The sequence below is a fragment of the Candidatus Flexicrinis affinis genome, assembly GCA_016716525.1.
GTDB classification, from domain to species: Bacteria; Chloroflexota; Anaerolineae; order Aggregatilineales; family Phototrophicaceae; genus Flexicrinis; species Flexicrinis affinis.
In genome coordinates this window covers 116,274-134,669 of record JADJWE010000006.1, presented here as the reverse complement: position 1 = coordinate 134,669, position 18,396 = coordinate 116,274, and the positions used below count along the sequence as shown (strand labels likewise).

Annotated in this window: 11 protein-coding genes; 7 read left to right on the top strand and 4 right to left on the bottom strand. The window is 63.0% G+C overall.

Annotated features, from left to right (window positions below; all coding sequences use genetic code 11):
* Window positions 1-96: 96 nt before the first annotated feature.
* Window positions 97-1,830, top strand: a complete 1,734-nt coding sequence (locus tag IPM16_15895) for a hypothetical protein (protein MBK9124582.1) — start codon at window positions 97-99, stop codon at window positions 1,828-1,830.
* 207 nt (window positions 1,831-2,037) lie between these two features.
* The gene (locus tag IPM16_15890) at window positions 2,038-4,608 is read left to right on the top strand and encodes an ATP-dependent Clp protease ATP-binding subunit (protein MBK9124581.1); all 2,571 of its coding nucleotides are present in this window, start codon (window positions 2,038-2,040) and stop codon (window positions 4,606-4,608) included.
* Window positions 4,609-4,704: 96 nt separating this feature from the next.
* Here IPM16_15890 and IPM16_15885 read toward each other — a convergent pair whose 3' ends face one another.
* The 3 genes from IPM16_15885 to IPM16_15875 form a co-directional block, all read right to left on the bottom strand.
* Window positions 4,705-5,814, bottom strand: coding sequence for a response regulator (locus IPM16_15885; protein MBK9124580.1), 1,110 nt, complete (start codon window positions 5,812-5,814; stop codon window positions 4,705-4,707).
* Window positions 5,811-8,990: a PAS domain S-box protein gene (locus tag IPM16_15880; protein MBK9124579.1), complete on the bottom strand. Its 3,180-nt coding sequence runs from the start codon at window positions 8,988-8,990 to the stop codon at window positions 5,811-5,813. The genes IPM16_15885 and IPM16_15880 overlap by 4 nt, the downstream gene beginning before the upstream one ends.
* A gap of 301 nt (window positions 8,991-9,291) precedes the next feature.
* Window positions 9,292-10,083: a HEAT repeat domain-containing protein gene (locus IPM16_15875; protein MBK9124578.1), complete on the bottom strand. Its 792-nt coding sequence runs from the start codon at window positions 10,081-10,083 to the stop codon at window positions 9,292-9,294.
* 66 nt (window positions 10,084-10,149) lie between these two features.
* On the opposite strand from IPM16_15875, the gene IPM16_15870 reads away from it, so the two are divergent.
* Window positions 10,150-11,721, top strand: a complete 1,572-nt coding sequence (locus tag IPM16_15870) for an alpha/beta hydrolase (protein ID MBK9124577.1) — start codon at window positions 10,150-10,152, stop codon at window positions 11,719-11,721.
* A 141-nt stretch (window positions 11,722-11,862) separates the two neighbouring features.
* Complete coding sequence (locus IPM16_15865; GenBank protein MBK9124576.1) at window positions 11,863-12,618, top strand: class I SAM-dependent methyltransferase; 756 nt, start codon at window positions 11,863-11,865, stop codon at window positions 12,616-12,618.
* Between the two features lie 53 nt (window positions 12,619-12,671).
* Here the strand turns inward: IPM16_15865 and IPM16_15860 are convergent, their stop codons facing one another.
* Window positions 12,672-14,462 carry an ATP-binding cassette domain-containing protein gene (locus IPM16_15860; GenBank protein MBK9124575.1) on the bottom strand — a complete coding sequence of 597 codons (1,791 nt, stop codon included), beginning with the start codon at window positions 14,460-14,462 and terminating at the stop codon, window positions 12,672-12,674.
* Between the two features lie 229 nt (window positions 14,463-14,691).
* Here IPM16_15860 and IPM16_15855 point away from each other — a divergent pair, with 229 nt between their 5' ends.
* The 3 genes from IPM16_15855 to IPM16_15845 all read left to right on the top strand — a co-directional run bounded on the left by IPM16_15855 (window position 14,692) and on the right by IPM16_15845 (window position 18,396).
* A complete protein-coding gene (locus tag IPM16_15855; protein ID MBK9124574.1) occupies window positions 14,692-15,579 on the top strand; it encodes an FkbM family methyltransferase in 888 nt (295 codons plus the stop codon).
* A gap of 3 nt (window positions 15,580-15,582) precedes the next feature.
* Complete coding sequence (locus IPM16_15850; protein MBK9124573.1) at window positions 15,583-16,773, top strand: glycosyltransferase; 1,191 nt, start codon at window positions 15,583-15,585, stop codon at window positions 16,771-16,773.
* Window positions 16,774-16,848: 75 nt separating this feature from the next.
* A complete protein-coding gene (locus IPM16_15845) occupies window positions 16,849-18,396 on the top strand; it encodes an ABC transporter ATP-binding protein (protein ID MBK9124572.1) in 1,548 nt (515 codons plus the stop codon).

Below are 18,396 nucleotides of genomic sequence, written 5' to 3'. Positions count from 1 at the left end.
CTAACTCTACGTATCGGATACGAACGGCTCCGGGGGACAGTCCTCCGGGGCCGTTTTGTTTACACTGGAGTGTGACGTTAGCACGGAGGCTTGACGATGAGACGACTGGCAGCCGCGGCCTGTCTGGTCCTGATGGCGACCGGCGTTTTTGCACAGGACGAGATGCCGCCGTACATCTACTACCCGACTGACGACGGTTACGTTATCGAGCGCGCCGATGGGACCGACAGCCGCATCATCACGGCCGAACTTGGCCCAGACGTCAGTGCGTTTGGCGGGACGTGGTCGGCGTCGGGACGCTGGCTGATGGGGGGGACGCGCGATAGCAGCACGTGTGGGATGTCTGCGGGTCCAAACGGGCTCGTCCTCGCCGGGCCGGAGGGCGGCGCGTCATGGACCTTTTCGCAGGCCCAGTTCGCGTGGTCGCCGGTGGTCGACCGCGTATTGATCCTCACTGCCGGCGCACCACCGGGCGGCCACCAGTGGCTCGTGATCGATCCGAGCACGCCGGATCAGCCGCTGGCAGCCGGCGAACTGACGTGGACCTTTGCTTCCATGCGGGTGCAGTGGATCGGCGAGACCGCGCTCATCGTCTCGACCGCCGAGCAGCAATCGCGATTCACGATCATCGGGCCGGACTTGCACGTTCGCGAAGCCGCATACGACTTCCCGGTGGTTGCGCTGCTGCCTGAGGGGCGGGCACTGATCGCCAATTCGGACCGCGGCGGGATCGTCGTCGAGCAGCTTGATCTGCCTGACGGGCCGCTGGGAGAACGGTCCGGCGCACCGCCGCTGCCGTTCACATGGGTGCAGGACAACGAGCGCTGGCTATACGCCGACGCGCTCTACAGCCACCCGCTCGACTGGGACTTCTTGCAAGTACTCGGCGACGGACGGTTCCTGTTTCGCACGCCGGAAGGCCTCACGATTCGCGACGACAACACCGGTGCGGTCGAACCGATCGCCTGGGACTTCGAGGCGTACTCGACGCCGCAAATCTCGCCTGACGAACGGCTGATTGCGCACATTTACGACGGCCCGGTGATTGTGGATCGGACGACCGGCGAGGCGACCTACGTGCCGCCCACGACCCTGAGCTTCATGGGCAACCTTGGCGGGCGGGTCGAATGGCACCCGACGCAGAACTGGCTCATCAGCGTCGAGGATGGCCCGGCCTACTGCGCCAGCACTTCCTTCACGCAGGTGACCGACGGCACGTACCGGCGCGAGATCGAGGCGTGCGGCTCACGGGCCGGATGTGTGCAATGGCTGCCGGAGCACGTCGATCCGTCGCAGTTCCCGCCGTACGAACGGCCCTCCGAGCCGCGCCCGTACGCCGTCTTGAACGCCGGCGACTGGGTGCACTCGGTCGTCTGGAGCGCGGACGGCGCCACCCTGTTCACTTACGGTTCGCCTGAGCCGATCGTTGCTTTCGACGTCAGCACGCGTGAGATCGACCCGTCGGTGGACTTTCCGCATCCGCCAGACCGGATCAACGGTGCGTTTCAGGATCACGCGCTGTTGGCGGAGAGTGCGAACTACGCGGCGACGCTGGCCGGGTTGTTCGACAAGCGCACCGGGCAGGTCGTCTTGACGTATGCGGACGACATCTGGGTCGCCGGGGGTCGCTTCGAAATCGGCGGGGATGAACGTTTCATGATCAGTGCCGGGATGACACAACCGCTGCAGGTATGGTCGCTCGAGGAGATGCGTCTAGTCTACGAAGGCCAGACGACAACCGCCGCCGCGCTCAGCTCGGACGGCGGAACCGTCGCCGTGGCTGCGGGGTGGGAGGTGCGCTTGTACGACCTGTCCGCGCTGGTCGACTGATGCGTATAAAGCGGTGCGCGATTCACCTACCCGAATTGGTAGGGGTTTCGGCGCATTGTGACGGGTGACACTGATTCTAAGTCACTTCTGACGCGACATCGCGACCGATTGCGGTATAATTCTCCTACCACGCCGGCGGATGATGCATTTGTGTCGCCGCCATGCGGGGTCAATGTCAACACACGAAATGCGGCGGAGGTCTTTGCCGTGGCCAACAAGGGTATGGAGCGTTTTACGCAGCGCGCCCGGCGGGTGCTGGGGCTGGCGCAGGAGGAGGCCGAGCGCCTCAACCATGCGCATATCGGCACCGAGCATCTGCTGCTTGGGCTGCTGCGCGAAGAAGGCGGCGTTGCGGGGCGCGTACTGCGCGAACTCGGACTCGATCCGCGCCGTGTCGAAGATCTGGTCGTCAAGATGAAGAAACCGGAATCGCCTAAGCGCTCCGGCAACTTCGACCTGACCGCCGGCACCAAGCGCGTGATGGAACTGGCCATCGACGAAGCGCGCCGTATGGGCCACCACTATATCGGCACCGAACACCTGCTGCTGGCGCTCGTGCGTCAGCCGGAGGGCACCGCGATCGAGGTGCTGCGCCGGCTTGGCATTACGCCGGAAGAGGTGCGCCGCCAGACTAACAACGTGCTGCGCGACAGCCCGGTTCAGCCGCCGCAGGCGAACGAGCCGCAGGAACCGACGTCTCCGACACCGCGCCGTCCGGTAGGTTCGTCGGGGTCGGCCGCGTCGCGCCGCAGCAGCGAAAACAAGACGCCGATGGTCGATCAACTGGCGACCGATCTGACCGAACTGGCCCGCGAGGGCAAGCTCGATCCGGTTGTCGGCCGCGAGACCGAAATCGAGCGCGTCATTCAGGTGCTCAGCCGCCGCCGCAAGAACAATCCGGCGCTGATCGGTGAGCCGGGCGTCGGCAAGACGGCCATCGTCGAGGGGCTCGCCCAGCGCATCGTCGCCGGGGACACGCCGCGCCCGCTGCTCGGGAAGCGCGTGCTCCAATTGGATGTCGGGTCGCTGGTGGCCGGTACGATGTACCGCGGGCAGTTCGAGGAACGCCTCAAGCGCGTGATCGAAGAACTGAAGTCGTCGGACAGCATCCTATTCATCGACGAGGTGCACATGCTCGTCGGCGCAGGGTCGGCCGGCAGCAGTGTCGACGCCGCCAACATCCTCAAGCCGGCGCTGGCACGTGGCGAACTGCAGTGCATCGGAGCGACCACGCTGGACGAGTACCGTAAGCACATCGAGAGCGACGCCGCCCTCGAGCGCCGCTTCCAGCAGATTCTGGTTGCCGAACCGTCGATCGAAGAGACGGTCGAGATTCTGCAAGGCATCAAGGAACCGTATCAGCAGCACCACAGCGTCGAGATCACCGACGAGGCGATCGAATCGGCAGCCAATCTGTCGGCGCGCTATATCCCCGACCGCTTCCTGCCGGACAAGGCCATCGACCTGATCGACGAGGCGTCCGCCCGCTTGCGCATGTACAAGTCGCCTGAGGCCGCGCAGGTGCGCAAAGCCGAAGCCGAGCTGTCGCGCATCGAGGAGGAGATCGACGAGTTTCAGGAGGGCGAAGAGGCCGAGGCCAACGATGTCGACCGCCTGCGCATGCAGGCCGAAGGTCTGCGCGCCACCCTAACGGACCTCAAGGCCAACTGGAACAGCGAGACCAATCAGCCGCGTCTGGTGGGCGACGACATCGCCGAGGTCGTGTCGATGTGGACGGGGATCCCGGTCCGCCGCATGGCCAGCGACGAAACCCAGCGCCTGCTCGAGATGGAACGCGCGCTGCACAGCCGCATTGTCGGCCAGAACGAGGCCATCGATGCCATCAGCAAGGCCGTGCGCCGCAGCCGCGCCGGGTTGAAAGATCCGCGCCGCCCGATCGGGACGTTCATGTTCCTCGGGCCGACCGGGGTCGGCAAGACCGAGCTGACCAAGTCTCTGGCCGAATTCATGTTCGGCTCGGAAGACGCGCTGGTGCAGCTCGACATGAGCGAGTTCATGGAGCGCCACAGCATTGCCCGTCTGGTCGGCGCGCCTCCGGGGTACGTCGGCTATGAAGATGCCGGCCAGCTCACCGAGGCCATCCGCCGCCGCCCGTACAGCATCGTCGTGTTTGACGAAATCGAGAAGGCGCACCCTGAAGCCTTCAACATGCTGCTGCAGGTGATGGAAGAGGGGCGCCTGACGGATGCCCGCGGCCGCAAGGTCGACTTCCGCAACGCCATCATCGTGATGACCAGCAACGTCGGCGCCGATACGATCAAGCGCGGCACAACGCTCGGCTTCCAGATCAGTGGCGACGAGGAACGCAACGAAGCCCAGCGCTTCGACGACATGAAGAAGAACGTGATGGATCAGCTCCGCCGCGTCTTCCGGCCCGAGTTCCTCAACCGCGTTGACGCGACTATCGTGTTCCGCCCGCTTTCCCGCGCCGAGATCAAGCAGATCGTCGAGTTGGAGATCAAGAAGGTCAGCGACCGCCTGATCGAGAACGCGATCACGCTTGAGTTGAGCGAAGAAGCGCAGGACTGGCTGGCCGAGCACGGCTACGATCCGGAGTTCGGCGCGCGCCCGCTGCGCCGCCTGATCCAGAATGAGGTCGAAGACCGGCTGTCCGACGGCATTCTCGCCGGGCGCTTCGGTCTGGGCAGCGTCGTCCGCGTCATCGTGGAGGACAACGCGCTCGGCCTCGTCAACGGCGACGAGGAATTCACCGGCGAGAACGAATTCCGCACGGAGCCGGAAACGCCGGCGATCTAGCCTGCACACCGCACGAAATCGAAGGGCCGCGCATCACCGCGCGGCCCTTTTTATTGTGTCGTTGCGCAAGACCCGAACGACACTAGCAACCGCCTGCTAGTACACGGCAAGCGGAAGACTCAGGACAACTTTGGTTCCACCCGATGCGACGCGCTGGAACTCGATGGCGCCGCCATGAATCTCGAGGATGGCCTTTGCTAGGGGTAAACCCAACCCCATCCCCTGCTGCTCCTGTTTTTGACGGTCAATCTGTTCGAAGGGCTGCAGGGCGCGCTCGAGTCGCCGCGTCGTGAGGCCGGCACCCGAATCGATGATCTCCGTGCGGGCGCGAGACATGTGCTTGTTTTGGCTGATGATGACCATCGTACCTTCCGGCGTGAAATCCAACGCGTTGGAGATCAGCTCCGCGAAGGCATGTCGGAGGGCCTGCAAATTGCACTTGACGAACAGTTTTTCGTCCGCGGGATCAAACACGATCTCACCGTGCGGGTGACGATAGGAGAACTGGCGCGCCAGCTTGACCGCGGCATCGACAATGGACCACACATCGTGCGATTGGCCGTTACGCCGTATCTCTGTCGCGGAAAGGGCTCCTGAGTCAAGGTGTGTCATCAGCACCATCTGCTCAACGAGATGGTGCAGCCGATGCGCGCCGGACTTCCACGAGTCGAGCAGCTCATGGATCTGCACCGATGTCAAATTGTCGATCTGACGCGAGATGATCTGCTCGACCATGGAAAGCGACGAGAGCGGTGTGCGTAGCTCATGCGCAACCATCTGCGTGAGGTGCTTCTTGGCGGTTTCAAGCTCGACTGTGTTCACCGAAGCGTGCGACTTCGAACGTTCGAGGCGGGAATGTACGGCCGAAAGCAGTTCCTCGTTGGTGAACGGTTTGGTGATATAGTCGTCGGCGCCCAGATCCATCCCGAGCCGTACATCTTTGCGCTCGGATCGGGACGTTACGAAGATAAACGGCAGGTTGGCCATGTTCTTGTCCTGCCTGACATGACGCAGAATCTGGTAACCGTCGAAATCAGGCAGATTGATGTCACAGATGACGAGATCGAGCGACTGCACCTGTAAAATTCCCAGCCCCATGCCGCCGGACGGCGCATCGAATACCGTGAATCCTTCGAACTGAAGAACCTCTACCATATTCCGACGAATATCAGATCGATCTTCAATGACAAGAATTCTCGCGCTCATTGTCGTTCGCTCCGATTTTTTGGCGGATCTTTCATTACAGGAAGTCTAATTGTAAACGTTGTTCCTTCGCCTTCTACACTTTCGAATGAAATCGTCCCCCCATGCGCCTCGACGGATTGCTTGGCAATCACCAGACCCAAGCCGGTTCCGGAGATGTTCTCGACGTTATGCGCTCTGTGGAAGGTTTCAAAAATGCGCGCCTGATCAGCCTGCGGTATGCCGATGCCGGTATCCCTCACGCTGATACTCGCTTCGGACTCACCGCACTCGACGTCAACGAATACGCTGCCCCCTTGCGGCGAGTACTTGACGGCATTGGACAGCAAGTTGGTCAATGCACCTCGGCATAGTTTCAGGTCGATCATAATGGATTGGCACTGCCCGCGATGCGTGAACTCGATCCTGTGCGTAGCAAGGCAGGTCAACTGGATCTCGTCGACCAGCGCAGAGACGATCTCTATTAGGTCCACAGGTTCGGGTGAAAAAACGGTCCCGCTGTCTTCGTGTCTTGTCAGAGTAAGGGTATCATTGAGCAGTGCGGTCAATTCCTCGACCTGTACTGAAATCGTGTCCAACAGATTCGCCTTGCGCTCTGCGGACAGGCGGTCGCTGTAATCGCGGATCAGCCCAACGGACGACAGGATTACCGCGAGCGGTGTCTTGTATTCGTGCGCGACCATCGAAATGAACCGCGACTTGAGATCGTTGAGCTCGCGCTCCCTCTCAACAGCCAGTTCTAGGCTTCTCTGCAGCAGCCGGTGCGCGGTGACATCGACGATCTGGATTAAGACCATGCGTTCGCCCTGAAGTATGATCGGACTGAGGCCGATTTCGACTTCGATTTCACGACCATCTTGGTGGAGGGCCCTGAAGCTCTCGTTAACCCCCAGCACGACAGTATCCGGGGCATGCATGTATTCCCTGCGCAGCGCTGTGTACTGCTCGCGGTCGCGCGCGGGCAGAAGGATCTCGACGGGTTTGCCGATCAAATCTCTGACCTTGTGACCCAGCGAGGTCGTCAACCGTTCATTGATCCGTACGATCTCGCCCGTGCTGTTGATCACGACGATCGGATACGGCGTGAGGTCCAAGAACCTGCGGTACATCTCCTCGCTTGCCTGCAACGCGCGTTCGAGCCGATTCCTCTCCGTCACGTCACGTACGCCAAAGACGATCCCCCGCAGGTCGTCGGCCCCCAGCACCGGAGAGATCGCGACATCGGCCTCAAATGGATAGCCATCGCGTTGGAGAACCACGCTAACCGTGCGTGGCTCGCCCGTCGCGCAGACCTTGCGCAGCGTAGACTCAAGGACGCTTCGCGAGTCGGCCTCCGCAAACTCCGTCACCCGGCGGCCGTCGATGTTCTGCTCGGCGAGTTGGAACGTCCTTACGAAAGCCGGATTGAAGGTATTGATAACGCCGTCGCAATCGGCGGTCGCGACCGCATTGCTCGTGCTGCTGTAAATGGCCTCGATCCGGTTCTTGGCCTGCAATAGCTCTGCGGTTCGTTGTTGGACGCGCGTTTCGAGCTGGTCGATATGCTGCGCAATCTGTAGGCGATAACGTTCTTGCTGTAGAGCAACGGCCATCTGACTGCTGAATTCGTTGACGATTCTGATGTTCTCAGGGTCGGTCGCGCGGTTGCGATCGGTTACGACGGTGAATAGGCCCGCGAGCTGCCCTTGCACAAACATCGGCGCAACGTATGCGACGCGGCCGGGTCTCGACAGATCCGCTGCTGTGCTTGGGGTCGCAACAGGCAAACGTGCCAGCTCGTCGACGACCAGTGTCCCGTTGTCGTGAATGGCCTCAAGCGCGGACGCATTCGGTGTAACTGCCGTACCTGTCGACAGGCCTGACCCGCTGGCGGCGTAGTCGGCGAGGACGGTCGCTTCACGCGTGTCATCGCCGAAGGCGACGATGCTTGCACTGGCGATATCCCAATGAGACTTAAAGAAATCAACGCAAATCCATGCTGCCTCATCGACCTGTTTCGCGGCGAGGGTTGCGCGATCGATTCGATTCATCGCGCGGAATCTTTCGGAACTCAACGTCAGCTGTCCGATGTGCTGGACCAGTGTGTTGACCAAGTCGTGCAGGCTCTGTGCGAGCGTCGCGATCTCATCCTGCCCGGGATGAACCGGAATGATCACGCTGTAATCGTCGGAGCTGATTTGTTTCGAGGCACGAGACAAATTGACGATGGGTTGTACGATTCGGCTCGAGTACAACCAGACCGCCGCACCAATGGCCCCACCTGCCAACAGTCCAATCAAGATCAGCCTTCGCTGCACCTGAAACAGCGGCGCGAACGCTATGTCCGTTGACTGCCGAGCAAGCACGATCCATCCGAGACCGGGATACTCGCCGAATCCAGCGGCTTTCACGACACCTACGGCATAGCGTTCTTGGTCCGGCCACGTTTCGATCACCGAGCTGCGGTCTGCATCGGACGCAATACGGAAGCTTTCGAGGGTGCTCAAGGACGTCGCGGTCACGTGTTCGGGTGCGAGCAATACGTCGCCGTCAGCACTGAGTACGATGACGTCAATGGCCTCGGTGGAGTGGACTTCACTGATAAACGTATTCCGGATCGGTTCCGTCCAAGACCACTTCAAGTGAGCGCCGAGCACACCCATGAGCGCGCCATCCGCGGAATAGACTGGTGCGGCTATGTCGATCAGCCTGAGCGGCTCATTCGACGGATTGGGAAGCAGGGAGGTCTGCGAGTCCGCAACATAGACATCGCTGTGCCACGGTCCCTCTTGCGCGTTGATGAACCACGGTTGTTGAGAGACGTCTGCGCCCTCCAACAGCCCGCCAGTGCTGGCAACTACGGTGCCACTCGCATCGGTGAGGCCGATCCACGCAAAATCGGAGTGGTTTGCATGTACCAGTTCGAGAAGTTCCCGTTTATCGCTGATTGGGCTCTCCGGGTGAATGAGGATCACTTGGGACGCGGATACCCGGATTTCGCGGACGCGCTCGAACATCGTCCAGTCGAACGTGTCCGACACGTATGTTGCAAGGTCGGCCAGTCGAGCACCAACGCCTTCTTGTGCGGTGCGCAGCGCGTCGGCCGTAATAAATGCCGTGGCCACCACCCCGACGATTACTTGGACGGCTAGAGTTACAAATCCAAGCCGCGCCCGGAAGCTGCGGCGGATGTCAAACATCGAGGACAGTGTACCCCGGTTAATCACCCTGCACCCCGAATGGAACGTGTTATTACACCGTATTGCATACCACCAATTCTGTCAATGAGGACATCATGATGTCAGATGGCTCAGTGGCGATACTGGGTAATTCACAATTTCCGCGCTGAGCCCGAAACGCCGGCGATCCAGCCTCCACAAGGGATTTACATCCCTTGACCCCGTTACTGCGAAACTGATGCGCATGCGCATCAAATCTGCGGGTATAGGAGTCCAGAGGGCGAAAGCCTTCTGGCGGGGTTTGGGGCAGCGCCCCAATGTACTACCGCCCCCGCGCTTTAAGGTGTTCGAGCGTGGCCCGTGCCTGCGACGCGCACAGGGTCTGCGGGTCGGCGTCCAGATAGCGTTCGATCAGCGGGCGCACGCGGGCATCGTGAATCTTGCCCAGCTGCTGGATGGTGGTCACGCATGAGCCGCGGTCACGCGTGTACGCGTCGGCGAGGGTGTCGATCGCGCGCGGATCGCCCAGCTCGGCCAGCGCGTAGGCGGCCGCGCGCTTCTGATCGTACGGGGAGGTGACCTCGTCGGCCGGGAGTGCGTCTTCCGGACGGCTGAGGAAGGCCGCCAGCGGATCGGTCGCGCGCGCGTCCTTGAGCCGCCACAGCGCCGCCAGCGCGGCGCTCAGCGGCCACGGGTGCGGGTCGTCCAGCAGGCCAATCAGGCCGGGCACTGCGCGCGGATCGCCGATCTGGCCGAGGCAGCGCGCGGCGATCGACCGGGCGCGCGGCGAGGGCGACTTCAGCGCATCGATCATCGGGTCGACGGCCGTCTCGCCGAATTCGGTCAGCGCCGCGCCAATCTCGTCGCACACATCGCAGCTCCGGTCGCGTTCGAGCATCGCGATCAGCGGGGGGATCGCGGCCGGGTCGCCGAGCGCCTCCAGCCCGCGCACGGCATGGTAGATCACGCCGAACGAGCGGTCGTCCAGCGCGGCGATCAAGTGCGGCAGGGCCGCCGGGTTGCGCGACTGGCGCAGCCCTTTGACCGCCGCGCGGCGCACCTTTTCATCGGGGTTGGAGAGGTCGGGCAAGTACGGTTCGATCGGCTTGGGCATACGGCGACCGCGGGTGTGCTTGTACAATAGCCGCGATTATACGCCAACCGACGTGAGGCACTGCTCATGATCAAACGGATTGTCGCCGCTGTGCTGCTGGCCGTGTTCGTCCTGACCGGAACGGTAGCGCAAGAGGCCGCCGACGACATCATTCTGGTGCCGTTTACCGACTTCAACTATACGTTCACGGGCGTCGTGCCGAGCAGTTGGGTACAGGTCACTGCCGGGTTGTGGAGCCGCGAGTCGGGCGCGCAGGTCCTCATGGCGCAGCAGGCGCGCACGGAAGCGCCGGATGTCGTGCTGGTTTCGCTGCTGCCGCAGTTCGGTATCGACACCGTGCCGGAGCCGGTCGAAATCCGCGATGCCAACGGGCTGACGTGGGCGATCTATGAGATTCTCGCGCCGGCCGGGTCGGACGCGGCGATCGACGTGGCGATTACCGGGCAGGGAACGCTGACGTACTTCATCATCCTCGCGTCGGTCGTCGAAGAGCACGACGCGCTCAAGCAGGCGGTATTCCTGCCGGCGGTCGATGGGCTCGTGCCGCTGAGCAGCGCCGACGTGCTGCCAGAGGACACGCCTTACACCGCAGAGGACGTCTCGTTTACGGCCGCAGATGGCACCGAGCTGTCCGGCACGTTGACGCTGCCCGAAGGCGACGGCCCGCATCCTGTGGTCGTCCTCGTTAGCTCCAGCGGCCCGCACGACCGTGACGGCGCGCTGGTGGGCGTTACCGAAGACGAGACGCAGCTCATCAGCGGATCGTTCCCGATGTTTGCGGTCTTGAGCGATCATCTTACGCGCGCGGGTTTCGCCGTCTTGCGTTATGACGAGCGGGGCGTTGGCCGGTCGCGCGGGGATCACGATCAGGCGACCACCGGCGACTTCGCGGTTGACGCCTCGGCCGCGCTTGACGCGCTGCTGGCCCGCGACGACATCGATTCCGCACAGGTCGGGTTGATCGCGCATGGCGAAGGGGCAAACGCGGCCGCGATCATCCTGAGCAGCCGAAACGACATCGCCTTTGTCGTCGCGCTCGCGCCGCAGGCAGTCGACGGACTGCAGTCGATCCTGCACCAAACCGAGCGCGTGTATCAAGCCGACGGCGAGGATGCCGCGGCAATCGCCGAGCAACTGGACTTTCTTGGCCGGTTCTTCCCGCGCGTTGCGGCCGGCGATACGGCCGGTGCGCGCACCGAACTCGAGCTGCTGATCCGCGAACAGGCCGCCGAGCTAACGCAGGAACAGTTGGAGCAGATGGGCGTCACCGACATCGACGTGTTCATCCGCGAGGTCGCAAACGTGCAGTTCCTCAGTTTCGACGGGCCGTGGTGGCCGTTCCTGCTCAACTACGATCCGTCGACCGACTGGTCGATCGTGACGGTACCCGTGTTGGCCCTATTCGGTGAACTGGACACGCAGATCGATCCGGCACTCCACCGGCCTGCGTTCGAGGCGGCGATGGCACGTGCGCGCAATCTCGACGTCACGGTCGAGACACTGCCCGCGGCCAATCACCTGTTCCAGCTTGCGGCGACCGGTTCGCCGTCGGAATACACGCTGCTTCAACCGCGTTTTGTGGACGGCTTCCTCGACGCCGTGACCGACTGGTTGTTAGAACACGCCGAGCTGCCGTAGCCCTCACCCCCAGCCCCTCTCCCTCAGGGAGGGGAATCGATTTCGCCGGACATGCGTCTTGCTCGCGCGTGCGGCAAACCACACCGAGCCACGGCTCCCGGCGAGTAAACAGTACAGCGGAGCGTAGGAGGATCACCCGTAATGGACAGCCTGCAACTGCTTATCGACCTCCACATCGACGGTAAGCGTCAAGGCCCCGGCGGCGACGGCGAGACGCGTCTGGCCGTCACGCTCTCCGGACTCAAGGGGCGGCGAAATCTCAAGGTCGCCGATATCGGCTGCGGCACCGGCGCATCCACGCTGGTGCTGGCCGATGAACTGGACGCACACGTCACCGCCGTCGACTTCTTGCCGGAGTTCCTTGCGGTGCTGGAGGGTGCTGCCGCCAAGGCCGGCGTCGCGGATCGGATCACGACGCTCGCGCAGTCGATGGATGCGCTCCCGTTCGAGCAAGGGGAACTGGACGCCATCTGGTCGGAAGGCGCGATCTACAACATGGGCTTCGAACCCGGGATTGCCGCGTGGAGGCGCTTCCTAAAGCCGGGCGGGATACTGGCCGTCTCGGAACTCACATGGCTGACGCATGATCGACCCGCCGAGCTTCAGGCACATTGGGATGCGGAGTACCCCGAGGTAGATACCGCCGCGGCCAAGCTGGCGCTATTGGAGCGGCACGGCTATTCGCCGGTCGGCTATTTTGCGCTTCCCGAATACTGCTGGCTCGACAATTACTACAGGCCCATCCAGCTCAGGCTTGGCGGATTTCTTGAATCGCACAACCACTCCGATGCCGCAAAGGCCATCGCGGCGGCTGAGGAGGTAGAAATCGCGCTCTACGAGCATTACCGGGCGTCCGTCAGCTATGGCTACTATGTCGCTCGCAAAGTCGGCGACTGAGCGGTTCGTTACCCGCTTCAGCGAAAATCGATGACAAAGGATACAGACAGCCGTCAATCGCTCGCTGGATCGCTGGCAAGTAGGCCGTCGGCCGCTTCGGCTTCGCGGAACTGCATCATATACAGGTGCGCGTACAACCCGTCGGCTGCCATCAACTCGTCGTGGCTGCCGATCTCCGTCAACCGGCCTTTTTCGAGCACGGCGATCCGGTCGGCGATGCGCACTGTGCTCAGCCGGTGGGCGATGATGAGCGTCGTTCGGTTCGTCATGAGCCGCGCCAGCGCCTCCTGCACGAGATGCTCGCTTTCGCTGTCGAGGCTGCTGGTGGCCTCATCGAGCAGCAGGATGCGCGGGTCTTTCAGGATGGCACGCGCAATCGCGACGCGCTGGCGTTGACCGCCAGACAGGCGCACGCCGCGCTCGCCGACGATCGTGTCGTAGCCGTCCGGCAGTTCGGTGATGAAGTCGTGTGCGTTGGCCGCTTTGGCTGCCTCGATCAGCTCGTCCTCGGTCGCGTCAAGCCGGCCGTACTGGATGTTCTCGCGGATCGTCCCGCCGAACAGAAGTGTCTCTTGCGGCACAATGCCGATCTGCGCGCGAAGGCTGGCCTGCGTGATCGTGCGCAAGTCGCGCCCGTCGAGCCTGATTGCACCGAAGGTCGGGTCGTAGAAGCGCGGAATGAGGTTGAATGTGGTCGACTTGCCGGCACCGCTTGGCCCGACCAGCGCGACGATCTCACCCGGCGCGATGTCGAGGTTGATGTCGGTCAGCACATCCGTCCGGCCGTCATAGCTGAAACCGACACCGTCCAACGTGATGCGTCCCTCGGCCTGCGCGATTGGCGTTGCGTCTGGAGCGTCCTGCACCGTCGGATGCTCGTCAAGGATCTGAAACACCCGCTTGGTCGCCCCCAGCGCGCGCCGAAACTCGGCGTAAAGCCACGCCAGCGTGCCGAAGCTCTGACCGACCGACAGCCCGTACACGAGGAACGTCACCAGTTCGCCGCTGGTGAGGCGATTCTCGATCACCTCGCGCCCCCCGAACCACAGGAATCCGGCCAGCGAACCGAAGGCAAGGAAGGCCATCAGCGCGCCGAAGGCGGCGTTGTAGCGCGCCACCCGAATTGCCAAGCGCACGACCCGCACCATCGCGTTCTCGTAGCGCTGAACTTCATACGGTTCGCGGGCGAAACTCTTGACCTCTTTGACGTTCTGCAGCACTTCTTCGGCGATCACGGTCGTGCCGGCCAGTTCGTCCTGCACCCGGGTTGAAATGCGGCCGATCACGCGGCCGAAGCCGAATCCTGCCGCCATGATGACCGGCAGCAGCACGACGATGAACGCTGTTAGCCGCCAGTTGAGCACGATCATCAGCACCAGCGAGCCGGTCAGGATCAGCAGCTGCTGCAGCAGCGTGTTAACGTTGTTGGTGAGCACCGAGCGCATCATCGTGACGTCGCTGCTGATGCGCGAGACGATCTCGCCCACCCGCCGTTGGACGAAGAAGCCCAGCGACAGCCCGCTGATATGGCGGAACACCTGCATGCGCAGGTCGGCGACGATCCGTTCACCGATGTAGTTCACGTTGTAGGACTCGATCATGGTGGTGAACGCGCGGAAAAGGAACACGCCCAAAAGCGCCAGCGTGATCGTGTTGAGCTGCGCCAGATCGCGGTTGACGAAGACCGTGTCGATGACCTGCCCGATAACGGCCGGGAAGATCAAGCTGATCCCGGCGCTGAACAGCAGCGCGATCAAGGCCACGATCAGCCGGCGCCAGTACGGTCGCAAATACGCCAGCATGCGCCGCCACTGCATCGGCACGCCGCGCAGGTCGTCTTCCATTTCCTCGACTGGCTGACCGTTCTTGTCGGTGTTCGCGTCCTTGGCCTGCTGCCTGCGCCGCGAGCGTCTCCGAATCATCATTGCATCGTCCTCTGGTTCTCGGGGGCGAGTCTATCATAAGGTACGCGCGCGCGTCGCTGAGCGTTGCATGTATCTTTTGTCACGGCGGCACTGGCACTCCTCCCGGCGTACGGGTATGCTTCGCAGGGTATCTGCAAACGAGACGGAAATGTCGTATCTAGGGACGATGATGTTCGACGCGGTATGTGCGATGAATCGCGCGGTGCCGTTTGTGCGGTGGCACTCGCTTGCTGCACGCCTGCTGCCCCCGCCGCCGTACGCCGACCGCCTCATGCGCTGGCAGGGGCAGGGTAGGCTCGTCGTAAACCTCGCTAACCCGCGCGAACGAGAGCTGTATGTGGAGGGCCGCTACGAGCCGCATGTGCTGAGCGTGCTCAAGCAGGTCACGCCGGCGGGCGGGACGGTAGTCGACCTCGGCGCGAATCTCGGCGTCCACACGACCGCGCTCAGCCTACATGTTGGGGAACGCGGGCGCGTATTCGCCGTCGAAGCCAATCCCTATGTCGTCGAGCGCCTGCGGCAGAACGTCGCGTCGTCGCCGCATTATGCCAACATCGAAGTCATTCCGGTTGGCGTGTCCGATCAGCCCGGTACGCTGCCGTTCTACTACCCGCCCGACCGAGCCGAATGGTCGAAAGGCAGATTGGCAACCCACGCGGGCGAAGACGATTGGCTGTCGGTCGATGTCGAGGTGACGACGCTCGACGCGCTGATGGCGGCGCGCAGCCACCCGCATGTCGACACGATCAAGTGCGACGTCGAGGGATTCGACGTGGCCGCGCTGCGCGGCGCAGCAGAGACGATCGCCCGGTCGCGGCCAGCGATCGTGCTGGAGTACGTCGAACGGTTGTGGCGGCGCGCTGGCTTCACGCTGGACGACCTGCGCGAGGCGCTGCCGGGGTACACGTTCGCATACATTCCGTTGTGGCGCCATCGCACACTGATCCGGCCCGCGCCGGTTGCGATCCGCCGTGTCGAAGATCTTCCGCCTGCGCATCGTAATCGCTACGAGCTGCTCGCGCGTCGGGGGGCATGACGGATGCGATTGATCTACTTGACCGGCGCGCGCCTGCCTAATCCGATGGCACACGGCGTACAGATCACACAGAACTGCGAGGCGTTCGCCGCCGCCGGGCATGACGTGCGGCTCTGGTATGCGCGGCACGGATCGCCCGCCGGAAAAGACGCGCTGTACACATTCTACGGCGTCCCGAAGGCGTTCAAAGTGCGCAAGGTGCCCTGCCTGAATCTGCATCCGTGGGCCGATTCGCGCCTGCCTGCGCCGTTTGTCGCCTTCGCGTTCAACATCATGCTCGCCACGTTCGGCATCGCGGCGGCGATTGGTGCGCGGTTTGCCCGGCCCGACGTGATCTACGGGCGCGACCCGCTAACGCTGTGGCTCGTCAGCCTGCTGTATCCGCGCGCCAAAATGGTTTGGGAGGCGCACAGCCTCAAGACCTCCGGGCGCGGCCGCTGGATCCAGCGCCAGACGCTCAAACGCGCGTTCCTCACCGTGGCGATCACCCCGCCGCTGCGCGACGATCTGCACGCGCTCGAACCGGCCGCGAACGTCCTCGTCGCGCATGACGGGATTCGCCGTACACGGTTTGAATCGCTCCCCAGCCGCGATGACGCGCGCGCCGCCACCAAGTGGCCGCGCGAGCCGTTCGTCGTCGGCTACATGGGCCGCCTGACGACCTACGGCATGAGCAAAGGCGTCGACCTGATCATCGCGGCCATTGGCCTGCTTCCGCCCGACCTGCGTGCGCGCGCGGCGTTGGGGCTGGTCGGTGGGCCGGACGATGTGGCCGAGCAGTACCGGCAGGCGTGGGCACAGGCGGGCCTCGACCCGGCGCGGTTCCTGTACGCCGGTCAGGTGTCGCCGGACGACGTGCCGCGCTGGATCTCGGCCTTCGACGCATGCGTGCTGCCGCTGCCCAAGCAGTCGCATTTCGTGTACTACACGTCCCCGCTCAAGCTGTTCGAGTACATGGCGTCGCGCCGTCCGCTAATCGCCTCCGACCTGCCGTCCTGGGCGGATGTGCTCACCGATGGGCGCAATGCTCTGCTGTTCGAGCCTGAGTCGGCATCGGCATTGAGCGCCGCGCTCATCCACGTGATGACCGATGCGACGCTGCGCACGCGCCTTGCCGACAACGCGCACCGCGACGTGTTCGCGCATCACACGTGGGACAAGCGCGCCGAACGGATTCTAGGCCGCTTAGCGTAGCCTCCGGTCTTAGTGACAAGCGGCAGACGTTCGCTATAATCCCGCGTCGAACACGGCCAATTGGGATCCCTACTTATGAGTACTCCAGACGTGGTGCTGGAAGTCCGCGGGCTGACGAAACGCTTTCCCGGCGTGCTCGCCAACGACCACATCAGCCTAAAGGTCCATCGCGGCGAAGTATTGGGGCTGCTGGGCGAGAACGGCGCAGGCAAGTCCACGCTGATGAACATGATCTACGGCCTGTATGCGCCGGACGAGGGTGAAATCCTCGTCAAAGGCCAGCCGATTCGCATTAAGGACCCGAACGACGCCATCCGCGCCGGAATCGGCATGGTTCACCAGCACTTCCAGTTGGTGCCGGTGCTGACCGTGACCGAAAACGTGATGCTGGGCAACGAAAGCGTGCGCGGTCCGTTCCTCGACCGCCGTTCTGCCCGCGCGCGGATCATTGAGATCGCCGAGCAGTACGGCCTGCACGTCGACCCTGACGCGATGGTGCAAGACCTGTCGGTGGGCGTGCAGCAGCGCGTCGAGATCATCAAGGCGCTGTATCGCAAGGCCGAAATCCTGATCCTCGACGAGCCAAGCGCCGTGCTCACCCCGCAGGAGACCGAGGGCTTGTTCTCCATTATGGAGACGCTCAAGTCGCGCGGGGTCAGCATTATCTTTATCACCCACAAGCTGAAGGAAGTGCTGCGCATCTGCGACCGCATCATGGTGCTGCGCTTGGGCAAGGTGGCCGGCGAGGCCGACCCGAAACAATCCACGCAAGAGTCGCTGGCGTCGATGATGGTGGGCCGCGAGGTGCTGCTGCGCGTCGACAAGGCGCCAGCGGCGCCGGGCGATACCGTGCTGGAGATCAGCCACCTCAACGTACTCGACGACCGCAAACTACCCGCCGTGCGTGATGTCTCGCTGATGGTACGTTCAGGCGAGATCGTGGGCGTGGCCGGCGTGCAGGGCAACGGCCAGACCGAATTGGTCGAGGCGCTGACGGGGCTGCGCCCGGTGCTGGGAGGGCATATCGGCATCGCGGGAAAGGAAGTCACGCATGCGCCCCCGCGCAAAGTGACCGAGGCGGGCGTTGCGCATGTGCCGGAAGATCGCCAGAAGAACGGCATGGTGATGCCCTTCCCAATCAAGGACAACATGCGCTTGCAGCAGTACTATCAGGCGCCCTTCTCGATCGGCATCCTGAGCAACGAACGGGTGATCGCCGAACACGCCGACAAGCTCGTGAAGCAGTACGATGTCCGCACGCCCGGCATCGACACCAACATCGGGTCGCTTTCCGGTGGCAACCAGCAAAAGGTGATCATCGCGCGCGAACTGAGCCGCGACAGCAAGCTGCTCGTCGCCGCCCAGCCTACGCGCGGTCTCGACGTCGGCTCGATCGAATTCATCCATAAGCAAATTGTGCGCATGCGCGACGAGGGCGTCGCCGTGCTGCTGGTCAGCACCGAATTGGACGAGATTATGTCGCTCAGCGATCGTATCGCGGTCATGTACGCTGGACAGATTATCGACATCGTGGACGCGGCAACCGCCACGCGCGAGTCGATCGGCTTGCTGATGGCCGGCGTCCACAGTGAAGCCGAACTCAAACCGGAAGGGACGGCCTAG

Excerpts from the sequence above, each read along its gene's own strand:
- IPM16_15845 (MBK9124572.1), top strand. The coding sequence starts at position 16,849 with ATGAGTACTCCAGACGTGGTGCTGGAAGTCCGCGGGCTGACGAAACGC.
- IPM16_15870 (MBK9124577.1), top strand. The coding sequence starts at position 10,150 with ATGATCAAACGGATTGTCGCCGCTGTGCTGCTGGCCGTGTTCGTCCTG.
- IPM16_15885 (MBK9124580.1), bottom strand. The coding sequence starts at position 5,814 with ATGAGCGCGAGAATTCTTGTCATTGAAGATCGATCTGATATTCGTCGG.
- IPM16_15880 (MBK9124579.1), bottom strand. The coding sequence starts at position 8,990 with ATGTTTGACATCCGCCGCAGCTTCCGGGCGCGGCTTGGATTTGTAACT.
- IPM16_15895 (MBK9124582.1), top strand. The coding sequence starts at position 97 with ATGAGACGACTGGCAGCCGCGGCCTGTCTGGTCCTGATGGCGACCGGC.
- IPM16_15860 (MBK9124575.1), bottom strand. The coding sequence starts at position 14,462 with ATGGAAGACGACCTGCGCGGCGTGCCGATGCAGTGGCGGCGCATGCTG.
- IPM16_15865 (MBK9124576.1), top strand. The coding sequence starts at position 11,863 with ATGGACAGCCTGCAACTGCTTATCGACCTCCACATCGACGGTAAGCGT.
- IPM16_15875 (MBK9124578.1), bottom strand. The coding sequence starts at position 10,083 with ATGCCCAAGCCGATCGAACCGTACTTGCCCGACCTCTCCAACCCCGAT.
- IPM16_15850 (MBK9124573.1), top strand. The coding sequence starts at position 15,583 with ATGCGATTGATCTACTTGACCGGCGCGCGCCTGCCTAATCCGATGGCA.
- IPM16_15855 (MBK9124574.1), top strand. The coding sequence starts at position 14,692 with ATGTCGTATCTAGGGACGATGATGTTCGACGCGGTATGTGCGATGAAT.